Origin of the sequence: Microcoleus sp. MON1_C5, assembly GCF_036701875.1 — a bacterium.
GTDB lineage: Bacteria > Cyanobacteriota > Cyanobacteriia > Cyanobacteriales > Microcoleaceae > Microcoleus.
The window spans coordinates 1-18005 of the sequence record NZ_JAUBRN010000074.1; the positions used below are offsets into that span (position 1 = coordinate 1).

Below are 18005 nucleotides of genomic sequence, written 5' to 3' on the forward strand. Positions count from 1 at the left end.
ACAAAGATTTTAGCTATGGCTTTAAAACCGGATGCGTCAGGGACATTGCGCTTAATTGGCGACAACACCTCGGAATTGATTCAACTTTTTCCTGGAGATCTAACAAATTTTCCTTTAGGAGCTTGGGCCCTCGATGGCGACGATACAGTAAATGGCTCAGAGGCTAGCGAGTTAATCCTGGGAAATGAAGGGGAAGATATTCTCACAGGTTTTGCAGGCAACGATTCTTTATTGGGGGGAAAAGGAAGAGATGCCTTGTTTGGACAGGAGGGGAATAACTCCCTCAGTGGTGGTCTAGATGCTGATTTTATTCTTGGAGAGGCTGGCGATGATATTTTATTTGGGGGTAGAGGCAATGATGCTTTAGACGGCGGAGAGGGGAATAACACTCTGGTTGGCGGCTTGGGCAGAGACTTATTAAGTTGTGGGTTTGGCAATAATTTATGCGTTCTAGGAATAGACCCTGCCACTACAGATATCAATTCTAGTGATATAATCGAAGGTTTTGATACTGATTTAGATCGCATTGGATTAGCGAGTGACTTAACGGTGAATGATATAGTGTTGGAGCCGGTACAGAATGTGGCATTAACATATACGATCGAGCGGCCGCAAGCTTTACAACCATTACTCCCTCCAGGTCCGGCCGACGCAAGTGGATCTGCTTCAGCAGCTCAACCCAGAAGCGGAATTACCGGAGTTTATTCAGGAACTCTAATCAGAGTCAGGAATTCTAACGCGATTTTAGGTTTTGTAGATGGTGTAACGCCTAATGAACTACAAAGCAGGATTGTTTCCGTTCAGGGTTTCTAAGTTCAGGACAATCACTGCTGACCTGACAAACTTATCATATCGTTAGCCACAAATTAACTCCTGATATTTACAGGAGTTACGCAGAAATGCTAGTAGTAGAGTGCGAAATTCGCACCTTACTACTATGGCTTGTTTAAAAACTGACTATTATATTGATGTCGGTATCAACCGCGTCGTCAATCCAGACGGTACGAGTCGTTTGGCCCCAGATGTGGATTTTAATGCTGTTAAAACAGTAGCCGAATTTATCACGCCCGTGCCGGGAGGAATCGGGCCGATGACTGTTGCTATGCTTTTGGAAAATACCGTTTCGAATTATATTGAATACGGTTCTAATTGAATTGGAACCGACTTGTGAGCCAGTATTGGCTCAATTAGTAGGGTTAGTAATCTACCAACACAGAGAGATTTTAGCTATGGCTTTAAAACCGGATGCGTCAGGGGCATTGCGCTTAATTGGCGACAACACCTCGGAATTCATTGTATTGTACTTTCTCCGGGAGCTCTAAACAACTTCCCTTTAGGAGCTTGGGCGCTCGATGGCGACGATACAGTAGATGGCTCAGGGGCTAGCGAGTTAATCCTGGGAAATGAAGGGGAAGATTTTCTCGCAGGTTTTGCAGGCAACGATTCTTTATTTGGGGGAAAAGGAAGAGATGCCCTGGATGGAGTTGATGGAAATGACTGCCTCAGTGGTGGTCTAGATGCTGATTTCCTTAGTGGAGGGGGTGGCGATGATATTTTATTTGGGGGTAGAGGCAATGATTTTTTATCCGGCGGAGGGGGGGATAACACTCTGGTTGGCGGCTTGGGCAGAGACTACTTAATGTGTGTTGACAATAATTTATGCGTTCTGGGAATAGATCCTGCCACTACAGATATCAATTCTAGTGATGCGATCGTATTTTTTGATCCTGATGGGGATCGCATTGGATTAGCGAGTGGCTTAACGGTGAATGATATAGTGTTGGAGCCGGTAGAGAATGTGAGCTTCACATATAGGTTCGATCTGCCGCCAGCTTTACAACCAGTGCTCCCAAATCTGGTCAGCATTAGCGAACTTGCTTCAGGAACTCTAATCAGAGTCAGGAATTCTAACGCGATTTTAGGTTTTGTACAGTATGTAACCCCTAATGAACTACAAAGCAGGATTGTTTCCGTTCAGGGTTTCTAAGTTCAGGACAATCAGTGGTGAGCGGACAAACTTATCATATCGTTAGCCACAAATTAACTCCTGATATTTACAGGACTTACGCAGAAACGCTAGTAGTAGGGTGCGTATTTCGCACGTTACTACTATGGGTCGTGTAAAAATTGATTAGGCAGCGTAAGTCCTGTAAAATTATTTACTCTTTGAGTGCGCTGGGAGTGGACGAAAGTGGGTGTAGTAGCGATTTCAAACTGCGATCGAAATCACTAATCACTATGATTTACCGTGAGGAATTTTTGATAGCAACAACGCGAATTCGGCGATAATCTGCAATCCAATTACCATCGCGGTACAGCGCCGATCGCAAACGCTCTTCAACTGCGTTAATTACCTGCGATCGCACATCATCAGACAACCCCGACAAAAACCCGCCAGCAAACATTTCAATCCAATTTACCATACCCGCGCTGCCACCTTCTAGCGGAGTCGGGCGATCGAACAAAACCGCATAACCCACATCAAATCCCTGCTTTTCCAAAAGCCCAGCATACTCGCCAATACTCGGAAAATACCAAGGATTAAGCGCTTCAGGCTCCTGGCAGCCAATTTCTGACAAAACACTCAAAAGTGTCCGGACGATCGCCCCCACGTTCCCCTTACCCCCAAACTCAGCCACAAAACGCCCTCCCGGCTTCAGCGCTTTTTCCACACAATTAATCACAGCATCCGGCTGTTTAATCCAGTGCAAAACCGCATTAGAAAACACAGCATCTAACGGATTTTCTACTTGAAAATTAGTCGCATCTGCGGCAGAGAAGTTAATGTGAGGATAGTTGAGTTTGGCCGTGGAAATCATCGAGAAAGATGAATCAATACCTTGCACAAAAGCACCACTTTGAGCAATCTTTTCAGTTAACTGTCCCGTACCGCAGCCCAAATCCAGAATTTGTTCACCAGCCTTCGGAGCGAGTAACTCCACAATTGATTCACCGTACTGCCAAACAAAAGCATGATTTTTCTCATAAAGGGCAGAATTCCAAAAATCTTGTGACATCTCTTCTCTCCTCTTCTCTTCTCTTCTCTTCGCGTTTTTCGCGCCTTCGGGGTTCGTTATTAAATCATTGGCCAGCAAGCAGATTAATTCCATCCCCCTCAATACGGCAAACCCTAATATTTTCCAAAATCCGCGCTCCCTGCTTTTGATAAAAAGCAATTCCCGGCGCATTGGCAGTATTAACCGTCCATTCCCTACCCCCGCAATTTGGGGACTCAGCAATTTTTGCCAAATACTTTAACAGCGCTGTACCGACTCCCATTCCGCGCATAGGAGCTTGCACAAATAAATCATCAAGCCAAAGACACGGCTGCGTCAATAAACTGGAATAGGAGGAATAAAAAAGAGCAAATCCTACCGCGTTCCCGGCAACCTCAGCCAACAAAACCCGCACTAGCGGAGGCTGGGAAAATAATGTTTGCTGCAATTTATCTGCTGTTGCTGCTAACAGATTCTTACATCCATCGAACTCGCTTTTTTGTGAAATAAAATCCACAATTAATTCCAAATCTGCCAGCTCTGCTTCTCTAATTTTGATATCCAAGTTAGCCATTGTTTAATTCTCAATGTCGCCTATTAATCACTGTATGAAATATCATCATAAATGTCCAATATATGTTTAACTAACAACTTATACTTTTTAAATATAAATGATTGAGGAGCTATGGAACTTCGGCATTTGCGTTATTTCATTGCAGTTGCAGAGGAACTGAATTTCACTCGTGCAGCCGAAAAACTGCATATTGCCCAACCTCCGCTGAGCCAACAAATCCAGCATTTAGAGGCAGAGTTGGGGTTTCAACTGTTTCGCCGCACCAAGCGGACGGTGCATTTAACGGCAGCGGGACAGGTTTTTTTCGAGGAGGCCGGGAAAATTCTGCAGCAAGTCGATCGAGCTATTCAACTCGGCCGACAAACCAGTCGGGGCGAACTCGGCCAACTGACGATCGGCTTTGTGAGTTCTGCAGCACACAACGTAGTTCCAGCGATTTTGCAGGCCTTTCGCACTCGGTGTCCCGCCGTCAAGCTCGAACTGCACGAACTGACGACAAACGAACAGTTGCAGCGGCTGCGGTTCGGGCAAATTGATATCGGCTTCGTGCGTCCTCCGGTTGAGGAAGACGGGATAAATTCTGAAATCGTTTTTCGAGAATCGCTGATCGTGGCACTTCCAGAAACGCATCCGGCGGCCGATCGCACGCATCTTGAATTGCGCGAACTTTCCACCGAACCGTTCATTTTATTTCCGCGTTCCCAGGCTCCGGGACTGTACGATGCGATCGTCAGTCTTTGTCAACAAGCAGGTTTTAGCCCGATCGCAGCTCAAGAAGCAATTCAAATGCAAACCATTGTGAGTCTGGTAGCCGCCGAGATGGGAGTGGCGATCGTCCCGGCGTCGATGCAAAATTTCCAGCGCAGCGGGGTTGTTTACAAAGCGTTACCCGAATCAACCTGCATTGTGGCGATCGCTCTGATTTGGCGCAGCGATCCAACGGCGGCGGTGCAGCGGTTTTTGGAAGTTGCCAGACAAATCAGCGGATTTGATATTTGAGATTGTAAATTTTAGATTGACTGGTAATTTGACAAAGTTATCAAAACTCAAAGATTTTCTGTGCAACAACACCCGTAGAATGATTAATTGATGCTCGGACTTCGAGCAACTACCGCCGTAAAAGTCGGCACGATCCGACCCCAACGGCTCACAATATCCCACGTAACTATTCAGTACAAGAGAGCAAGGGATGGTATTGGCAACAGAAATGGGTTCGTCCCAACCGGAATCCTCTTTCGATTTATCTACTTATCTAGTCAAGCGAAAAGAGGCGATCGAGGTAGCTCTCGACAGTGCACTCCCGGTCATCTACCCAGAAAAAATTTACGAAGCAATGCGCTACTCGCTGCTAGCGGGGGGCAAGCGCCTGCGTCCGATCCTGTGTCTGGCTAGCTGCGAACTGGCCGGCGGCACTACATCTATGGCAATTCCGACAGCTTGCGCTTTGGAAATGATCCACACGATGTCGCTGATTCACGACGATTTGCCGGCAATGGACAATGACGACTACCGGCGCGGCAAACTGACGAACCACAAAGTCTACGGCGAGGATATCGCCATTTTGGCTGGCGATGGTTTGCTGACCTATGCTTTTGAATTTATCGCTACTAAAACTGAGAACGTACCCCCCCAGCAGGTGTTGCAGACGATCGCCCATTTAGCGCGGGCATCGGGTGCTGCTGGACTCGTAGGCGGTCAGGTGGTTGATTTGGAATCGGAAGGAAAGACAGATGTTTCTCTGGAAACTTTGAATTACATTCACGCTCACAAAACAGGGGCGCTGTTAGAGGCTTGCGTAGTTTGTGGGGCAATTCTGGCTGGGGCCTCGGCTGCGGATTTGCAGCGGCTGTCTCGTTTCGCTCAAAATATTGGGCTGGCTTTCCAGATAATTGACGACATTCTGGATATTACTGCTACCCAAGAAGAACTGGGCAAAACTGCTGGCAAAGATGTTCAAGCAGGAAAAGTCACTTATCCGAGTTTGTGGGGAATTGAGGAGTCTCGGCGCCAAGCTTCGCAGCTTGTTGCTGATGCTAAGGATCAATTGGCAGTGTTTGGGAGCAAAGCTCTACCGCTGCTGGCAATCGCCGATTTTATTACCAGCCGCAGTAACTAGAAATACCAAACACTATGCAGGAAATTTGCAGCGGCATATTCAACAATCATGTACTCGTGGTTGCTTTGCTCGCTTGTCTGGCGGCTCAGATCATGAAGTTGCCGATCGAGTTGGTCAAAAATCGCAAGTTTAATCTTCAGTATTTGGTAACAACGGGGGGAATGCCCAGCGCTCACTCGTCTTTTGTGGGCGCTTTGGCTGCTGGAGTCGGACAAACGATGGGATGGGAAAGTCCGGACTTTGCGATCGCTGCGATCTTTGCAATTATTGTGATGTACGACGCAGCAGGCGTCCGCCAAGCAGCAGGCAAGCAAGCTCGCATCCTCAACCAAATTATTGACGAGTTTTTTGAGGAAGATCACAACCTTAATGAGGCTCGCCTGAAAGAGTTGCTGGGACACACTCCTTTTCAAGTGCTTGTAGGTTTGGGGCTGGGAATCACTATTGCTTGGATCGCAGGGCCTGCATATTAGTTAACTGTTAACTGTTGACTGTTAACTGTTGACTGTTAACTGTTAACTAATGACTACTGACCGAATTCTGCTTGCAGCAGGTCATCGTTGTCATCGGCGACCGTGGCGACAATAGTAATAACCCGAGAAATTTCCCCGGTCGAGATTTCCGCCATCGTCCGAGTAGATATTACTGCAACTTGATTGTCAACAATCGCAAAATGAGATTCCAAAGTAGACAGCCAATTCATTTCTAGAAGTTTCCGCATTAATTGAGCTTCATTGTTGGCTGGCAACTGCAGTACAAAAGCCCAAACAGTCAAAGTATCATCTTCGGTTTCGCCCGTAAGTTGCACGAACACTTCGACACTGCCGTACTTGAACTTCCAAAGATGTCCGCCAGCTTCACTTTGACCGACCATCACTTTTTGGTCTACAGCCATGCTGGCGATGACAGTTTCAATTTCTTCTGCATAGGTGACGGCTGTGGCTTTTTCGACCTGCTCGGAGGCGATCGCGCTTTCACTTAAAAGGCTTTCTGTGGAAACTGTTTGTATGTTCGGCTCGCTGGTAGTCATGATTATATTTAGATGGAAAACTATTCCAATAATCAGTTTACTTGCTAAAGCTTAAAATTATGACTTTAAATAACTGGTTCCGAGGCATAGCCTGGGAACCAGTAGATCTCGCTTGTTTGCGGAGGCAGGCGCAAGTTTGACTTGCAGAGCGGTTTCAACCGGGTTCGCGATCGTGTTTAAGCCTTGGGCTTAGTCGCCGGCTTCTTCTCAATGGTATTCAAGCCGTTGAGGAACATGGGCACCAATTTCTCCATAAATGCCTGCGGGTCGCGGTTCCAGGCCCGCTGAGCTACATCAACTCTGGTCATTTGCAGATCCGGGGCCAGCAGGGTTCTGGGCAAGCGTTCCATCAGGTATTGCGGGCGTTCCCACATCGGCATGGTGTTGGCAATATCCACAAGGCGGGTGACGCGGCGGAGTTCGGCCCCGAGCATGATATCCATTCCCGATTCAAATGCTGCTTGTTCGATCGCCACATACTTGCGCTTTGCCTGTTCCACCTTCTGGCGGTGTTCCGGGCTTTTGGCAGCTATGGAGCCCAGCCAGCGGTTGCCCCAGCGGACGTGACCAGCTTCTTCGGGAAAAATCTTTTCGATTGTTTCGCGGATTTTGACATTTTCTGCGGTTTGGGGAGCCTGTTTGAGGGCGTGGATGTGGGCTGAGAAATACTCGCAGCCCCGCTTCTCGGTGACGTTAATCGCCGCTAGGGAAGAAATTACAAAGTCTTCGCGGTCTTGGGCGGGGTCTTTTTGCTCGCTGTCGAGCAACCTTTCAAATTCGTCAATGTAGGAGACTCCCGGCGGCGTTCCCACATTTTGGCCGATGTCTACCAGCAAGTCGGTAAGCCACATGGCGTGTCGCGCTTCGTCCGAGATGTGCCGGGAGAGGTCGCGCACGAGTTCGGCCGGTTCGCCGTCTAGCCGTTCGATCAAGTCGGTGAGGTCTTTGCAACTGCGCTGTTCGCTGTAGCGGTAGCGGTTGAGGGTGATCAGGTGAATTTCGCGATCGCGCACTACATTAGCTAAAATCTCGCGCGCTCCCATTGCGTTGCGAAGCTTGCGGGGGTAGGCAACAGTCATGGTTTTATGTTGTTTTGTAAAGATACCTATATAAGTGTAACGCAGTTTTTTCGACAACCAATTACCTCGCAAGGCAGAAAGTTATTGTTTAGCACGGAGATTCAATTTTATACAGACAATTTTTTTACTAGCTCAACAAATGACAATAGTTTTGAGTTGCGAGTCATACCATTTTAGATTTTAGATTTTAGATTTTAGATTAAAAATGACTGATGATTATCAGGGTTGGGAGCTTTTCTACAGTTGCGTTATTTTTTTTAACTGCTATCACGCAAGGGTTGCGCGGAGCGCAGAAAGCAATCTCACGCACTCAAAACTCTTCAGGTTCCGTCAAGTCTTTTGTCTCAACAATAGCAGACTCTTGTTGAAATTTTCGCGCCTCTTCTACTTCCAACCTAGCCAGAGTTGTCGCCACATCGGCTAACTGTAAAGCCAGATTCATCCGACAAACCGGGTTTTTTTCCCTCCAGAGGTCTTTTGCCAAGAAATGTACTCGATAGCGAAACATTTTAATTGAATTTGGCGGAGTAACTTTCACGGTCATAGTCTTTCTTCGGTTGAAGTTTGAATGCGGAGCAGCACCCGTTCTAGCTCCAAGTAAACAAATGTCAGCATGATTACTTTATCTTCATCGGTGATTGTAACACTACAAGTTGCCGATCGAGGTTCAACGCCTTCGTGCCTGACAACTACAGTATATTTTCCCTGCTTCAGGTTATCAAAATTCACATCTGCCTCAAACAGGTCCACTGTCTCCTCGGCCAGCACTCGTCCCTCCCGAGTCAGTAAAGTGACAAAGGCAATGCCGTCAACTGAAGTCATGGCGACGTTGCTCTGATTGCGGATCATCACAAAAATATCGGACATCGTTTGGTCATTGTTAATTGCTAATTGCTAATTTAAAATGAGTGCAGCACCTTACAAACAAAGGAGCATAAATACAGTGAATCATTTCAAGCTTTTGCTAATTTTGACGGCTTTTGCAGCGGTTCTCGGTTTAGAAAAAAGTGGGGCGCTAGCTGCTGTCTCAAATATCTCTGAGACAGAGCCTTGTATGCAGCTTCACGGCGTGCGGGTTGCTCAAAGGGACGATCGCAATTTAAGTAACTCGAAAGGTACATTAAAAGAAGGCAGTGCCCTCTCTATCGATCCTGATGAAGTTACAGGCATACCAAAAGCTGAGGCGCGACAGCGTTTCATTTTGAATAAGATATATCGGGTTCAGGAAGGCACTACCGCTGACGATTTGTTTATTGTTGATGAGAAAGCAAATAAATGGGCTGTAGAGGATGTCTCTGAGGCTACAGAGGGCGCTACTACTAACAGCGTTGCCCAGATAGTGTCGGGTAACGGGAGAGTCTGGGCTCTGATTCAGAAGTTCTAAACTCCAAAAAAACGCCGCTTTTAAGGGCGGCGTTCTTATTAATTAAAAATTCCAGGTTAAAAATGGTATAATCACCATTTTTAACTTTTAATTTTTAATTATTTATTTTCTAACAGTCGTAGTAGAGAGCAAACTCGTAGGGGTGAGGACGCAGGCGCATCGGGTTGACTTCGTTGTCGAGTTTGTAGGAAATCCAGGTTTGGATGAAGTCTTCGGTAAATACGCCGGTTTCAGTTAAGAAACTGTGGTCTTTTTCTAAAGCTTCTAAAGCGCCTTCCAAAGAACCGGGAGTCGAAGGAATTTTGCTCAATTCTTCAGGCGAAAGGTCGTAGATATCCACGTCCAAAGGTTCGCCCGGATCGATTTGATTCTTGATGCCGTCTATGCCGGCGCACAGCATGGCTGCAAATGCTAAATAGGGGTTGGATGTGGCATCGGGACAGCGGAATTCTAACCGCTTGGCTTTGGGGTTGGTTCCCGACAACGGAATCCGCACTGATGCCGATCGATTCCCTTGAGAGTAAGCTAAGTTTACAGGCGCTTCAAAGCCCGGAACTAAACGCTTGTAGGAATTGGTCGTGGGGTTGGTGATTGCCAAAAGTGCCGGTGCGTGCTTGAGAATGCCGCCGATGTAATGCAGTCCCATTTGGCTGAAACCTGCATATTGATCGCCTGCAAATAGAGGTTGGCCGTCTTTCCAAATCGACTGGTGAACGTGCATCCCGGAACCGTTGTCGTTAAACAGCGGTTTGGGCATGAAGGTGATGGTTTTGCCGTATTTTTTGCCGACGTTTTTGATTACGTATTTGTAAGTCAGCAAGTAGTCGGCTGCTTGTACTAAAGTGGCAAAGCGGAAACCGAGCTCGCATTGACCGCCGGTGGCGACTTCGTGGTGGTGTTTTTCGATGGGTACGCCGCATTTTGCCATTGTCAGCAGCATTTCCGTTCTCATGTCTTGTGAGGTATCGGTTGGTGCTACTGGGAAATAACCTTCTTTGTAACGCGGTTTGTAGCCGAGGTTGCCGCCTACTTCTTCTTTGCCGGAATTCCAACGACCTTCGATCGAATCTACGTAATAGTAGCCGGAATTTTGGGTTTGGTCGAAGCGAACGTCATCAAAAATAAAGAATTCTGCTTCCGGGCCAAAGAATGCTGTATCGCCGAGACCGGTCGAAAGCAAGTAGTCTATGGCTTTTTGGGCAATGGTGCGCGGACAGCGACTGTACGGTTCGCCGGTTCGAGGTTCTTTGATGCTGCAAATGAAGCTGATGGTCGGTTCTGCCATGAACGGGTCCATCCAAGCGGTTGTCGGATCGATGACCATCGTCATGTCAGATTCGTTGATGGCTTTCCAGCCCCGAATGCTGGAACCGTCGAAGGGTACGCCGTCTGTGAATGAGCTTTCGTCGATTTGGTCGTGGTACAGGGAAAGGTGCTGCCAGATCCCCGGCATATCGATGAATTTGAGGTCAACGATCTGGATCTTATTTTCTTGTATGTAGTTTAAGGCTTCTTGGGGTGTCTGGAACATGACTTACTCCTGATATTGGTTGTGTCTTGGCGATCGGCCGATTTCAGACTGTTTGGGCGATCGTAGGCCTTCAGTACCCACTATTTTGTATCTATGGCTACAAAATTTTGAAATTGGTGCCCAGTGCGGCCGGGCAGTTCGTGATTCTTGCCCTGTAGATTATTTTTCGGCTGAAGATACAAGGCAAACGGCTGAATTTTGCTGCCGTTTGCCGAGGATAGACTACCTAGAGTGAAAATCCCATCTCAAATCTTAATCAAACGCCGATTTGTAGTAGTCTACAATAGGCGGTCTGTCTCAGATAGCAAAGTATTGATAAAGATTTTTGGGAGAGAAACTTATGCGCGATGCAGTGACGAGCCTGATTGAAAATTATGATGTTGCTGGTAGGTATTTAGACCGAGATGGTATCGATCGGTTGAAATCTTATTTTGCAACGGGCACGGCACGGGTACAGGCGGCGGCTGCGATTAACAGCAATGCTGCAGCAATTGTCAAGCAAGCTGGTATCCAGCTATTTGCTGAACAACCGGAACTGATCCGTCCCGGCGGAAATGCCTACACGACTCGTCGCTACGCGGCTTGTCTGCGGGATATGGACTACTACTTGCGCTATGCTACTTACGCCCTGGTGGCTGGAAGTACCGACGTGCTCGACGAGCGCGTGCTGCAAGGTTTGCGGGAAACTTACAATTCTCTAAGCGTTCCCATTGGCCCGACGGTGATGGGGATTGGCATTATGAAGGAGATGGTTAAGGCTCAAGTGCAAGCTGCTGGCTTGTCTGTGGGGCCTTTTTTGGAGCAGCCTTTTGATTACTTGATGCGCGAATTGAGCGAACAAGATATTTAAGTCAATTTGCTAATTCTTTTAACAGCAAATTGCACTTGTGGCTGGCAGTTAGCAGCAGTTAGATCGATCGCTTTTTTTGGCCTCACAGCCTCCAAGCGATCTTTTTTTATGGGTTATACAATTTTAGATTAAAGATTTCAGATTAAAAATAATAGATTAAAAATAATAGATTAAAAATTTGAAGAATTGGGAATGACTGATGAATTAAGGGTTGGGAGCTTCCCTACAATTGCATTCTTGTTTGAAACAGGTGCTAAAAATCGTCAACACATCCCCAGACGAGGCATTTGTCCAGGGGATTTTTGGTTTGACCCAGATCCACTTGTTCGGCGGTTGTTGCTTCTACTTCGCCGTTGGGGTAAAGAATGTGGATGATGTCACCGCTGACGAATGCGAGGGGATTTTCTTGACAATTGCCAGGATTTCTGATAGGAAAGTTAATTGTTTTCATGGTCGATCGCCTTGATGGTATTTGTAGCGCTTTTAGCTGCATATAAATCATCCGCTAGTAACAAAAATTATTGTGTGATTCTATGAATGTTTATCTGTGATAAAACTACACACTCACAGCGATCTCAGTCACATCATGTGAGCTGGGGGCGATCGCCCCGCGACAATCGCAAAACCAAAATAATCGCCAAAAATTAGCAGTGGGGCTTGTGCGTAAGTGCTAATCTGGTACTGTTCTTAACCCTATTCGTACAGATTAAAAACCTTGGCTAAACAGCGACTAGACACATTATTGGTCAGCCTAGATTTGTGCAGTTCCAGACAGCAAGCTCAGGCCTTGATTCGCACTGGGAAAGTCTCTATCAACCAACAGGTAGTTGACAAACCGGGCACTGAGGTCGATGTTTCAGCAAAAATTCAGATCAAAGAGCGATCGCGCTATGTTTCTAGAGGCGGCGACAAATTAGCCAAAGCTTTAGAAGTTTTTGCGATTCCCGTTGCAGGCAGAATTTGTCTCGACGGCGGCATTTCCACAGGCGGTTTTACCGACTGTTTGCTGCAAGCCGGCGCCGCCCTAGTGTACGGCGTAGACGTTGGCTACGGTCAAGCAGATTGGGGCTTGCGTAACGATCCGAGGGTAATTTTGAAAGAACGCACCAATTTGCGGTACATGACTGCTGCTGAGCTTTACGGCGACTCTGAGCGAGCAGATTTGGCGGTAGTAGATGTGTCGTTTATTTCCCTGGATAAGATTTTACCGGCGCTGTGGGAATTGTTGGTACCACCGCGAGAAGCGGTGTTGCTGGTAAAGCCGCAGTTTGAGGTAGGGCGCGAGAGAGTCGGGAAAAAAGGCGTAGTGCGAGACTCAGCAACTCAAGCCGATGCGATTTTTCAAGTGTGGAAGGCAGCCACAGCTTTAGGATGGCAGCAACGCGGCTTAACGTGGTCGCCTTTACTTGGCCCGGCCGGTAATATCGAGTATCTTTTATGGTTGGGGATCGATCGCGACCAAGAAACAGAGCCGAAGGCGATCGAAGAGGATGTTGTGAAGGAACGGATCGCACAAGTCACCAAAGCGGCGGCGCGGGAACTTGTCGATCGATTGTAGATTGATTTCAAGATGTCAAGCTAATCGTATTTTAAAAATCAAATTTGGAACTCCAGATTGCTCTAAATTTTAAAAATTTTTGTCAATCAGACTCCTAAACTTTCACTTAGTGAATAATTCCATGCAATCATTCAAACAAGCCGGTTCGATTTTCCTGTACGTTCTAGGTGCCATCGGGTATGTGGCGATTGTAGCTACTATTGTAGGCGTTTCAATTCTCATCAAGTGGGCCGCTCTGCTACTAGCCGACAAATTATTATATACACTTCTGATTATCGGCGATTTGTTGAGGGGTATCGAAATTATTGAACTGTTAAATATATTGGTATTTGCTTTTATCGGTATGGGAGTGGGTGTGGCGACAAGGCTTTTACACCCTCAATACGGTCGCAAAATTAGTGCTGCTGTGTTGATAGTTATAGTTCCCTTAGTTTTCATGATTACGCCAGCCATTCGATATAATTCTTGGCTGGAAAAAGTGGAAGAATCGGATAAATTATCGCCTCCGCAAACTGCAACCTTAACTAACTCATTTTTGAATAGAAAAGTAGGATTGCCTGGTTTTATCGGTTATTACGTATATACTGGTCAGTTTCCGGTTATTCCGACGAAACAATCGGAGATGAAAGACCTTGACAGCTTTGAAAAAAGAGTTAATTCCAGATTTGTACAGTTCACTGGTATTGCTCCGACTATTGTTTCTTGGTCAATGCGGGTTTGTTTTTGGCTGATTAGAATATTTTACTTTTCTATAGCGGTAATTGCGACCATCGCCCATTTTAGGGAAGGCGTTAGAATTGCCAGACGGTAATACGATTTTCGATTAAAGAATTGGGAATCACGGATGAAGAGCGTGGTTGGAAGCTTAGCTACAGTTGCATTCTTTTTTGACAATTGTATAAGAATAAAAGCAGTAGGGTGCGTCAGATCCTAGCTCTTCGATTATTCACAAATAACCATCTGCTGACGTACCCGACTCAACTACTAGGGCAATTTTTAATTGCCAATTTTAAACTCTTGCTGCAAGCGATCGATAATTGTATTACGCTCTATGGTGGCGAGAATTTCTTGAATTACCGTATCTTGTCCCAGGGGGCCCCAGGTGCAGCCTTTTTCTAAGTAAACTTGGGCGGCACGACCGACAGCGTAGGTTCCGTAAGCTGCTAAACTAGCTTGAGTGACAGCGACTCCGGCAAAAGTAGAAAAGCCGATGTGGGGGGCTGCAGCCGCCGCACTTTTGCCAAATCCCAATAGAAAACTGCTACCCAATTCTCCCAAAAGTACGCCGCCAGCACTGGAGAAAATAGTCTGCCAAAGTTTCCCGGCTTCGTAACCAGTCATGGGTAAGCCGTAAAGTCTGGATAAAGAGCGAATTAAGGCTAAATCTGCGACACTTGCTCCCATTACATCCAAGAATGCCACTGGATTTAAACCGACAGCCAAAGCTTTATATTTTGCAAATTGCCAGATTAAATCTTCGGCTTCTGTTTGCCGCAATTTGAGAACGTGACGGGCAATGTTTGCTTCGGCATCTCTAGCTTCAACTAAAGCATTTAGAGCGAGGAGCGATCGACCTTCTCTGTTAAGAATTGTGAGAATTTTATGTTTGAGTTCGTCTATCTGCGGGGGTGGCGACTCCCATTCGTTAGTTACTCTTCCGTCGGACCATTCCACTCGGACTTGCACCGGCGCGGGTTCGGCGGCTACCATGACTATTTCTAATGATTTGGCAATTTTAGGCGGTGATTTTGCGGTAGATTTATCGGAGGAGTTGTTTGGGCGATCGGACAAATTTTCGCTATCTGTTTCCTCTGTTACCGCAGCGGCTGCTAACTCTTCAGAATTTCCCAGCGCTTGCAAACTTTGGTAAATAGCTTTTCTGTCTAATTCTGGATAAAGGTCAATTTTATTAAAAACTAAAATTACTGGTTTTTGAGCTGTTTGCAATTCGCACAGTGCTTGATATTCAGTTCGGGTGATATCGCCTGCAACGACAAACAGAATTAAGTCAGCTTGGCGAGTTACTTGTTTCGCCATTTCGCCGCGCACTTCGCCGCCAACTTCATCAAGTCCGGGAGTATCGATTAATTCAACTTGCACCCCTTCTTTCCCCCCCTTGGCAAGAGGGGGTTGGGGGGATTCGTCGCTGTCAAGGAAGGATAAAGGCACACTCCAGCGCACGGAACGCGGCCACTGAGTCACGCCGTTGAGAGGGCCTGTTTGCAGAATTTTTTGACCTAAAAGCGCGTTTAATACGGCTGACTTGCCACGGCTGACTAAGCCGAAAGTAGCAATGCGGATGACGTTGTGGTCTAGTTTTTCTGAGGTGGAAGTTAAGATATCTAACTGATATTGCAGCGCCGCTTCTAATTCTGTATTATTCGAGTTTTTTTTCCCTTGGCGCAGGTGGGAATAGCGCGCCAGGGCTTCGCGCAAACTGGCGCGGGCAAGGGATAAGCGATTTTCTTGAAGGGAATTGTCAGCCATTGGCGATCGGCTTTTTTAAGCAGGTATAATTGATCGTCGAATTATAAATCTTATTTCTTATTTTAATACAATTTTTCATAAATTTATAATTTTTTATTTGGGAATTAGGTAGGGGCACGGCACTGCCGTGTCCCTACGGATATCCTGGGCGATCGACCCAATTTAACATCAGATGCTGGACTACTTCTAATTGACCGCCGACTTAACGGTTTCGGGCCCAGATACCTGAGATGAAAGGCGACTCGCCACCTGGTTGACGAAAGATTGCAAGAAGGAAACTTGCTGATTTTGCGTAAATACTGCTTGCAAAGTTTTAGTCAACTGGTCGAGATTGAAAATGCCTTTGGCAGCATTTTCCAGTTCTTGACTTTGGAAATATTCAATTAAACTCAGTCCTGCTATTCTGGTAAAATATGCTGCACTAATTCCCTGCACCGCGCCTCCTGCTACATAGGTGACGGCATTGCTTTTCAGCAGTCCAGTAATAGTTTGGGTAGACAGTTCTACTAATCCCAATTTGAACATTTGATTAGCCAAAGTAGCCGCTACTGTCTTAGCTTGGTCTAAGGAAAACTTTCGCTGGTAGATAGCGCCGAGGTCGATTACGAGCTGGGTGCTGATGGCGGTTGTTGCTAGCAAGTCTAAAGCGGGAACCGGATTGGCAAACACGGTGGCGGCGGCGATGTACTGATATTGTTCGATAATGGGAATTGCCCGATCGCGCCTGACTGCATTTAATAAGGTTTTTGCCTCTAACTTGATACTTGCAGCCTCGCGCACTGCACTCGCCCAGACCAACTGTTGCCGTTCTTCAGTTAAGATTTTAGTCAATATTTCCGTCAGCGGGTCGAGTTGAGAGACTTGCTTTTCGATGCGTTCTTGAACTGTGCCGTCCGCTTGGTGTCGGCGCACTTTAATAGAATTGGGAGAAGCTGCGATCGCAATTATATCTTCTGTCCCCAATATTCCTTGCATTTTTTGCTGCAAAGAGTGCAAAACCTGCGACTGCTGTTCTGGTAAATATTGGTCTTGTTTGTTCCAGACTAGCAGCACGCGCTGACCAGCGGACGCTAGCTGAGATAATGTTTGAAATTCGGAATCTGTGATGTCGCCCGCTGTCACAAACAGCGCTAAATCACCATTGATTTTGGCATCGGCATTTGTATTAGCAAACAGCGGTGCCGTTTCTTGTAAACTAAGCTTTTGCGGGTGTTGAGATGCCCAATTAGAATTTAAAACTTGAATTAAGGCAGTTTTGCCGACAGCTTTGCCGCCCGTGACGGTAATCCGCAAGTCTTGTCTGTCTAATTCGCTTCTGAGCCGATCGAGCTTTGCTGTTAGATTAGCAGGATCGGCGGAGTTTTGAGCTTCTGAAGCCAGCAATTTAATGGCGGCTTCAGAAGCCGCGATCGCTTTTTCGGCTGCTTCCCGGTTCGCCAGGGGTTGCGGGAGTGCGAGTTCCAGTTTGGGGGATTGTTGCTTCCACCACCAATACCCCGCACCGGCAGCAGCCAAGCCGATGAGTGCCGTTTCGCCCATTTCTGAACCCGAATGCTGTAGAGTTTCCAGCAGCCACAGCGCTGCTGAAAGTCCTATTCCGCCTATTAAAATCGGTCGCCGCAAGTTAAGTGTCATTTTTTCCTTCCTGTGGGTATTGTCACCAAGCTTAACCTTAGCCGGCTTGGCCTCCCTCCCTATATTCCATCGTACCTCTGTGACATCCAAACTGGCAGGCGGGCGATCCGACTTTTTGCTATCGGGAATTGCGGCCCGCTGCACAATCAACTTTTTGCACTTCTACAAACGCGGAATAGGGGACTGAAGTCCTCACTACAAACGGGGAATAGGGGACTGAAGTCCTCACTACAAACCAATAGATTTTTACAGGATTTTGCAAAGATAGTTGATTTTTTTTCTATGTTGGTAATGCTTGAGATTGTGATTCCAAAATATCAATTATTTGTTTGGGAATTGCTCGCGGTCGCATGGTGGTAACTTCTACCCAAACCCAAAGCGCCTCTGCTTTTAACAAGATTTCGTCACTTCCAGCTAAGCGAATTTCGTAGCGGCGAACAGCCCGCGGGCCGCGCATTTGTTCGATCCAAGTGGATATCTCCAATCGATCGCCCGCAGCGGCCGATCGCAAATAGTCAATCTCTATCCGCCGCATTACAAAGACGCCGCCCAGTTCCCGGTAGCGATCGAGTGTAAATCCCAAGTGTTCTAAATGTTCGATCGCAGCGTGTTCTAAATAATGCTGGTAGACAGCATTATTGACATGACCGAGGGCGTCCATTTCGTAATGGCGCACTCTAATTTGTGCAGTAAATGGTGTCAATTTCTCACCTTTCTACTTGTTGCGGTATTTTGTAGTTCCGAGTGCGATCGCACTCGATGTCG

Annotated in this window: 20 protein-coding genes and 1 pseudogene; 10 read left to right on the forward strand and 11 right to left on the reverse strand. The window is 46.7% G+C overall.

Features of this window, described 5'->3' with window-relative positions:
* Window positions 1-15 precede the first annotated feature (15 nt).
* The 3 genes and pseudogenes from QUA71_RS25415 to QUA71_RS25425 all read left to right on the forward strand — a co-directional run bounded on the left by QUA71_RS25415 (window position 16) and on the right by QUA71_RS25425 (window position 1987).
* Window positions 16-813, forward strand: coding sequence for a calcium-binding protein (locus QUA71_RS25415; RefSeq protein ID WP_445243828.1), 798 nt, complete (start codon window positions 16-18; stop codon window positions 811-813).
* Window positions 814-964: 151 nt separating this feature from the next.
* A pseudogene (locus tag QUA71_RS25420) lies at window positions 965-1153 on the forward strand (bifunctional 5,10-methylene-tetrahydrofolate dehydrogenase/5,10-methylene-tetrahydrofolate cyclohydrolase); the annotation flags it as partial.
* Window positions 1154-1396: 243 nt separating this feature from the next.
* Window positions 1397-1987: a calcium-binding protein gene (locus QUA71_RS25425; RefSeq protein WP_333289373.1), complete on the forward strand. Its 591-nt coding sequence runs from the start codon at window positions 1397-1399 to the stop codon at window positions 1985-1987.
* 256 nt (window positions 1988-2243) lie between these two features.
* Here the strand turns inward: QUA71_RS25425 and QUA71_RS25430 are convergent, their stop codons facing one another.
* Window positions 2244-3017: a methyltransferase domain-containing protein gene (locus QUA71_RS25430; protein WP_333289338.1), complete on the reverse strand. Its 774-nt coding sequence runs from the start codon at window positions 3015-3017 to the stop codon at window positions 2244-2246.
* A 64-nt stretch (window positions 3018-3081) separates the two neighbouring features.
* Window positions 3082-3570, reverse strand: a complete 489-nt coding sequence (locus tag QUA71_RS25435) for a GNAT family N-acetyltransferase (RefSeq protein ID WP_333289340.1) — start codon at window positions 3568-3570, stop codon at window positions 3082-3084.
* 111 nt (window positions 3571-3681) lie between these two features.
* Here QUA71_RS25435 and QUA71_RS25440 point away from each other — a divergent pair, with 111 nt between their 5' ends.
* The 3 genes from QUA71_RS25440 (at window position 3682) to QUA71_RS25450 (ending at window position 6159) form a co-directional block, all read left to right on the forward strand.
* Complete coding sequence (locus QUA71_RS25440) at window positions 3682-4569, forward strand: LysR family transcriptional regulator (RefSeq protein WP_333289341.1); 888 nt, start codon at window positions 3682-3684, stop codon at window positions 4567-4569.
* A 190-nt stretch (window positions 4570-4759) separates the two neighbouring features.
* Window positions 4760-5686, forward strand: coding sequence for a geranylgeranyl diphosphate synthase CrtE (crtE, locus tag QUA71_RS25445; RefSeq protein ID WP_190658217.1), 927 nt, complete (start codon window positions 4760-4762; stop codon window positions 5684-5686).
* A 14-nt stretch (window positions 5687-5700) separates the two neighbouring features.
* Window positions 5701-6159 carry a divergent PAP2 family protein gene (locus QUA71_RS25450; RefSeq protein ID WP_190658220.1) on the forward strand — a complete coding sequence of 153 codons (459 nt, stop codon included), beginning with the start codon at window positions 5701-5703 and terminating at the stop codon, window positions 6157-6159.
* 53 nt (window positions 6160-6212) lie between these two features.
* On the opposite strand, the gene QUA71_RS25455 is transcribed toward QUA71_RS25450, so the two are convergent.
* The 4 genes from QUA71_RS25455 to QUA71_RS25470 form a co-directional block, all read right to left on the reverse strand.
* Window positions 6213-6716, reverse strand: a complete 504-nt coding sequence (locus tag QUA71_RS25455) for a YbjN domain-containing protein (protein ID WP_190658221.1) — start codon at window positions 6714-6716, stop codon at window positions 6213-6215.
* A 176-nt stretch (window positions 6717-6892) separates the two neighbouring features.
* Window positions 6893-7795 (reverse strand): ferritin-like domain-containing protein, encoded by a 903-nt coding sequence (locus QUA71_RS25460; RefSeq protein ID WP_333289344.1) that lies wholly within the window; start codon window positions 7793-7795, stop codon window positions 6893-6895.
* Between the two features lie 310 nt (window positions 7796-8105).
* The gene (locus QUA71_RS25465; RefSeq protein ID WP_333289346.1) at window positions 8106-8339 is read right to left on the reverse strand and encodes a hypothetical protein; all 234 of its coding nucleotides are present in this window, start codon (window positions 8337-8339) and stop codon (window positions 8106-8108) included.
* Window positions 8336-8662 carry a hypothetical protein gene (locus QUA71_RS25470; RefSeq protein ID WP_333289348.1) on the reverse strand — a complete coding sequence of 109 codons (327 nt, stop codon included), beginning with the start codon at window positions 8660-8662 and terminating at the stop codon, window positions 8336-8338. The genes QUA71_RS25465 and QUA71_RS25470 overlap by 4 nt, the downstream gene beginning before the upstream one ends.
* Window positions 8663-8738: 76 nt before the next feature.
* Between QUA71_RS25470 and QUA71_RS25475 the strand changes: the two genes are divergently transcribed.
* Window positions 8739-9179, forward strand: coding sequence for a hypothetical protein (locus QUA71_RS25475; RefSeq protein WP_333289351.1), 441 nt, complete (start codon window positions 8739-8741; stop codon window positions 9177-9179).
* A 109-nt stretch (window positions 9180-9288) separates the two neighbouring features.
* On the opposite strand, the gene glnA is transcribed toward QUA71_RS25475, so the two are convergent.
* Window positions 9289-10710 (reverse strand): type I glutamate--ammonia ligase, encoded by a 1422-nt coding sequence (glnA, locus tag QUA71_RS25480; RefSeq protein WP_190658238.1) that lies wholly within the window; start codon window positions 10708-10710, stop codon window positions 9289-9291.
* 340 nt (window positions 10711-11050) lie between these two features.
* Between glnA and apcB the strand changes: the two genes are divergently transcribed.
* Window positions 11051-11560: an allophycocyanin subunit beta gene (apcB, locus tag QUA71_RS25485; protein WP_006634129.1), complete on the forward strand. Its 510-nt coding sequence runs from the start codon at window positions 11051-11053 to the stop codon at window positions 11558-11560.
* 253 nt (window positions 11561-11813) lie between these two features.
* Here the strand turns inward: apcB and QUA71_RS25490 are convergent, their stop codons facing one another.
* On the reverse strand, window positions 11814-12053 hold the full coding sequence (locus tag QUA71_RS25490; RefSeq protein WP_333289353.1) for a hypothetical protein: 240 nt from the start codon (window positions 12051-12053) through the stop codon (window positions 11814-11816).
* A gap of 222 nt (window positions 12054-12275) precedes the next feature.
* On the opposite strand from QUA71_RS25490, the gene QUA71_RS25495 reads away from it, so the two are divergent.
* Together QUA71_RS25495 and QUA71_RS25500 are read left to right on the forward strand one after the other, a co-directional pair.
* Window positions 12276-13118, forward strand: coding sequence for a TlyA family RNA methyltransferase (locus tag QUA71_RS25495; RefSeq protein WP_333289355.1), 843 nt, complete (start codon window positions 12276-12278; stop codon window positions 13116-13118).
* Between the two features lie 121 nt (window positions 13119-13239).
* The gene (locus tag QUA71_RS25500) at window positions 13240-13929 is read left to right on the forward strand and encodes a hypothetical protein (protein WP_333213612.1); all 690 of its coding nucleotides are present in this window, start codon (window positions 13240-13242) and stop codon (window positions 13927-13929) included.
* A 185-nt stretch (window positions 13930-14114) separates the two neighbouring features.
* Here the strand turns inward: QUA71_RS25500 and QUA71_RS25505 are convergent, their stop codons facing one another.
* The 3 genes from QUA71_RS25505 to QUA71_RS25515 form a co-directional block, all read right to left on the reverse strand.
* Window positions 14115-15605, reverse strand: coding sequence for a DUF697 domain-containing protein (locus tag QUA71_RS25505; protein WP_333289357.1), 1491 nt, complete (start codon window positions 15603-15605; stop codon window positions 14115-14117).
* 186 nt (window positions 15606-15791) lie between these two features.
* On the reverse strand, window positions 15792-17384 hold the full coding sequence (locus QUA71_RS25510) for a slr1306 family protein (RefSeq protein WP_333289359.1): 1593 nt from the start codon (window positions 17382-17384) through the stop codon (window positions 15792-15794).
* A 136-nt stretch (window positions 17385-17520) separates the two neighbouring features.
* Window positions 17521-17943: a thioesterase family protein gene (locus QUA71_RS25515; protein WP_333289361.1), complete on the reverse strand. Its 423-nt coding sequence runs from the start codon at window positions 17941-17943 to the stop codon at window positions 17521-17523.
* Window positions 17944-18005: the final 62 nt, after the last annotated feature.